Annotated in this window: 5 protein-coding genes; all 5 read left to right on the top strand. The window is 45.9% G+C overall.

Going from position 1 to position 4,386, the window contains the following annotated elements; translation table 11 throughout:
- Positions 1 to 1,042: LPS export ABC transporter permease LptF (gene lptF / locus AC3A8L_RS20265; RefSeq protein ID WP_487964086.1), on the top strand; the 1,042-nt coding region annotated here is incomplete at its 5' end.
- Entirely contained in the window at positions 1,035 to 2,096 is a 1,062-nt protein-coding gene (gene lptG, locus AC3A8L_RS20260) for an LPS export ABC transporter permease LptG (protein ID WP_487964085.1), read from the top strand. The genes lptF and lptG, both read left to right, overlap by 8 nt.
- 368 nt (positions 2,097 to 2,464) lie before the next feature.
- A complete protein-coding gene (locus AC3A8L_RS20255; RefSeq protein ID WP_487964084.1) occupies positions 2,465 to 3,019 on the top strand; it encodes a GspH/FimT family pseudopilin in 555 nt (184 codons plus the stop codon).
- Positions 3,020 to 3,039: 20 nt separating this feature from the next.
- A complete protein-coding gene (gene pilV, locus AC3A8L_RS20250) occupies positions 3,040 to 3,468 on the top strand; it encodes a type IV pilus modification protein PilV (protein WP_487964083.1) in 429 nt (142 codons plus the stop codon).
- Positions 3,446 to 4,386: prepilin-type N-terminal cleavage/methylation domain-containing protein (locus tag AC3A8L_RS20245; RefSeq protein ID WP_487964082.1), on the top strand; the 941-nt coding region annotated here is incomplete at its 3' end. The genes pilV and AC3A8L_RS20245, both read left to right, overlap by 23 nt.

Below are 4,386 nucleotides of genomic sequence, written 5' to 3'. Positions count from 1 at the left end.
CGTGCGGTATTTAGCGGAGGCCGTTGCCGGTAAATTAGAAGCTTCGGTGTTATTTACACTAATGGGCTTTCGTCTCCCGTCATATCTTGAACTCATTATCCCGCTTGCGCTTTTCATCGGCATTTTATTAGCTTATGGGCGGCTTTATGTGGATAGCGAAATGACTGTCTTAAAGGCCTGCGGGATGAGTGAGCGGCAATTAGTCGCATATACAGTGGTTATCGCGCTGGGTGTTGCTTGTTTGGTTGGGTTCTTTAGTTTGTACCTCGGCCCCGTAGGGGCAAAAGCGTCTTCGGTTCTTATTGAGGAGCAGCGCAGCCGTACAGAGTTTGAAACACTTAAGCCTGCATACTTCCATCGCCTTAGCGGCGGAGGGGTATCTTACGCTGAGGGCGTGAGTGAAGATAAAAAGCGTTTGCAGAGTGTTTTTTTGGCGAGCCCAGGGGACCAAGAGCGCCGCGTTTCTTTAATGACCGCTAAAACGGGCGAAACCATTGTTGATCAGTTGTCTGGGCGCCGTTACTTGGTATTGAGTGATGGCTATCAATATCATGGTACCCCAGGCCAATCTAATTATGAAGTTGTTAGCTTTCGCTCGTATGCGCAGTTTTTGCCAGATAGCGACTATAAGGCGAAGCAGCGCGATATTATTGATGCAATGACAACGCGTGAATTATTGGCGGAAAATACACCACAGGCCAACTCGGCGCTACAGTGGCGTTTGTCGATGCCGGCATTAGTGATGATTGTGGCCTTGCTTGCTGTCCCTTTAAGTCGCACCCAGCCACGACGTGGGCGCTACGCAAAAATGATTCCCGCCATTTTACTGTATGTTATTTATTTGGTGGCGTGCAATGCGGCTAGAGGGCTTTTGGATGAGGGTAAGGCGCCAACACCTTGGTTGCTTTGGGTTGTGCATTTGGGTTTCTTGAATTTAGCGTTGGTGATGTTGGTATGGCCGGCACTTCGGTTGCCGCGAAGAAAAACATCGGCACCTAATACGCCGTCGTCAACATTAAGTGAGGGTGGATCGAATGCGTAGGATTAACCATTACATCGGTGTTTCGGTCGCCGGCGCTATTTTAGTGGTGCTATTGGTTGTCGTTGCTCTTGATGTGATTGCGATGTTGATCGATCAGCTCGACAACATTGGTGCCGATTATACTTTTTCTGAAGCTGTAGTCTTCACGCTGCTGTCTGTACCTTCTAGCGTGTATGAATTTCTCCCGCTAGCGTCTTTGGTCGGGTGCCTGATTGGTTTAGGTTTACTAGCGAATACCAGTGAGTTGACAGTCATTCGCGCGGCAGGAGTCTCGGTTAAGCGGATTATTTGGGCTGTAATGCGGCCAGTGTTGGGTTTGATTATTGTGGCCGTTTTATTGGGTGAGTACGTTACGCCTACGCTTGATCAATATGCACAAAGTCGTCGTGCGATTGCTTTAGGGCATGCGACAGCTTTAACCGGGCAGCGAGGTGTTTGGAACCGAGAGGGGCAAGAATATATGCATTTTAGTGCGGTGCTGCCAAACGGTAAGTTGCTCGGCATGACACGCATGTTATTCGATACCAAGGGACGCCTACTAACAATGACTTACGTTGAGTCGGCTATTTTCCAAGGGAGTCATTGGTTTGAGCAAGAGGGGGTTGTAACGACCCTAACAGCAGAGGGTGTTGAAACCGAGCACTTTGATTCCCGCCGGTGGGAGTCTGAAATATCACCACGCTTATTGTCGGTTATTGCACTTCAGCCAAGTGGTTTGCCCATGCAAAAACTTTTGCCCTATGCCGGCTACCTAGAAAAGCAGGGGCAGAGCGGATTAGAGTATCGCTTGGCTTTTTGGCAAAAACTATTTCAGCCACTCGCGACGCTCAGCTTGGTTATGATTGCTATTTCGTTTGTCTTTGGCCCCTTGCGCCAAGTGACTATGGGCTTCCGTGTTTTTGCCGGTGTGATTGTTGGTATTGTTTTTCAAACCACACAAGATTTACTGGGCCCCAGTAGCTTACTTTTCGGCTTTTCCCCTCTTATCGCTGTGCTCGCGCCAATCGGCGTAAGCTTCTTTATCGGCCTCATTTTATTGCGACGCTCCGTTTAGTTGCCCATATTTTGGCTGCCACACTAAAGCGTGAGCTACATCACGGAACAATATTTGTCATACCTCTTCGACCCCAAATTAGTGCGCCTTGGCGATACCTAGAGTTTTGCCGGTTATTTTTTGATCATTTTTTGATTATTATGTATAAGACATTGAGCGACTAAGTCTTTAGTATTGAGTGTCCGTTCAATTCTAAAGTACGCTCCTGTGGTTTTATTTGAATGTCTTTGCAGTCAAAAAAGCGTCAATATGTCACGTTTCATTAAACATAGTACTTGAGCTGCAGGGCCTGAAGGGCTTATGTTGACTTACAATAATACGTTAATTCTAATTTGGTGGTCTAACTACCAAATATAAAGGTGCCGGTTTTGAGGTCTATAAAATCATACAAAGGTATGACATTAATTGAAGTGATGATTGTTATTGCGATTGCTGCAATTTTATTAGCTACTGCGGCGCCTTCGTTTCAGAGAATGGTTGTCAAATCAAATATTGAAAGTTTAGTGGATGGTTTTGCAACAGCTGTAATCACTGCCAGAACAGAGGCTGCAAGCCGTGGGCGTGAGGTAAGTGTTTGTGCTAATACGGCTTGCTCATCTGTTGATTGGTCTGGTGGGTGGCTTATTATGGATTCGAACGGTACTGCCTTGGCGACGTTTAATAATGCGGAGAGTTATCCGATATCTCTCAAAACAGAGGGGGATGTCGATGCCACCTCTATTACATTCAATGCGCAAGGCTATAACCGTGATCAGGTGCGCTACATATTTTCTGCGTGCAGCCCCACTGGCGGAGTCGATGTGGTACGTGGTGTAACCGTTGAATTTAGTGGCCGTGCTTATCGCACCGATAAGGCCGGTATTTCAAAAGAAGCCTATTTGGTTGATGGTGATAACAAGAAAACTATTGTTTTGGGATGCTAATAGTGAATTTGCAAAAGAAAATGAAATTACAAAAAGGCGCTTCGTTAATTGAGGTTTTAATTGCGTTGTTTTTACTGGGCGTAGGGCTGCTGGGTGTTTTGGCCATGCAGGCGGAATCCCTTAAGCTAAATCAACAATCTTACGGTGGGACTCAGGCGTTGTTTTTGGCTAATGATGCTGCTGAACGTATGCGTAATAATATGCTAGATCCTGCTTTAGATGATGCTTCGCTTGAATCCCCTGCGGTAGCGCAAGTATTTAAGAAGCTTAATGATTGGAAGGCTAACGTTTCGGATTCTCTTCCCGGTGGCGTTGGAGATGTAACGAAAGTTGGAGAAAACGGAACCACTTTTAAAATTACAATTACTTATCCCCAGCAGTCATTGGTTAATGAGCAGAAGGCTGATGATAGTGAAGATATTACCTATGTGCTATTCACGAGTTTATAAGATGAACGTAACCAGTAAAAAGACAATGTCGGGTTTTTCATTGATTGAATTAATGATCGCGATGCTAATAGGGCTAATCATATTAAATGGTGTTATTCAGGTGGTAATCAGTAGTAAGCGCAGTTATTTGGATAACCAAGCGATATCTCAAATCCAAGAAAATGCTCGTTTTGCGCTGGATACTCTTGGGCGCGAAGTGAAAATGGCGGGCTATTTTGGTTGTATGCCAGAGAGTAGTGGTGAAATAGAATCGTCTGTAACCACTGCTGCTTTAGCCGATTATCTGGCGCGCGGCTCAAAGGTGCTTGGTGTTGAGGTAATTAAAGATCCTTCTAAATTCCCAGCGCAGTTTAGGGGTGATGTTATGGCTGGAAAAGATGTTTTAATTATTCGTCACACCGATCCAAATCGTGAATTTATGTTGCCAGCTAGCTTGGCTAAAACAAGCGATATTACCGCCATTGGCAATGGTGCGATTTCGGATGACGAACCCGTTGCCTTGGTATCTTCCGGTTGCGAGCTTGCCAATGTATTTATATGGGGCAGTGGTGAAAAACCTGAAGGTTCTTTTGCAAAGCAAAACTTTACTGCCGGTTCGCGGGTTAGCCCGGTGCAAGTACACGCCTACTATATTGGCGAATCTTCCGTTGTTACTGGCATGCCAGCGCTTAAGCGTGAGGTAATATTACCGGATGGCAGCACGCGTTCTGAAGAGTTAGCTATGGGAGTCAGTCACATGGAATTAACCATGATTAAAGCGAACGATGATAACGTGGCACCTACGGCGGCCGAAGCTGATCTTAGAGATGTAAGGGCTATTGAAATCGCGTTAACTTTAAGGTCGCACGATAAAGTTAACCCCGTTAAAACGGCGGGAAATGGTGACGTAACAGATAACGGCTACATTGAGCGGCCAGC

This window comes from Marinagarivorans sp. (assembly GCF_982758155.1).
This window is presented reverse-complemented; position numbering and strand designations above follow the sequence as displayed.

Bases quoted from the DNA above. Each gene is read 5' to 3' on its own strand.
- lptG (WP_487964085.1), top strand. From the start codon at position 1,035: ATGCGTAGGATTAACCATTACATCGGTGTTTCGGTCGCCGGCGCTATT.
- pilV (WP_487964083.1), top strand. From the start codon at position 3,040: ATGAAATTACAAAAAGGCGCTTCGTTAATTGAGGTTTTAATTGCGTTG.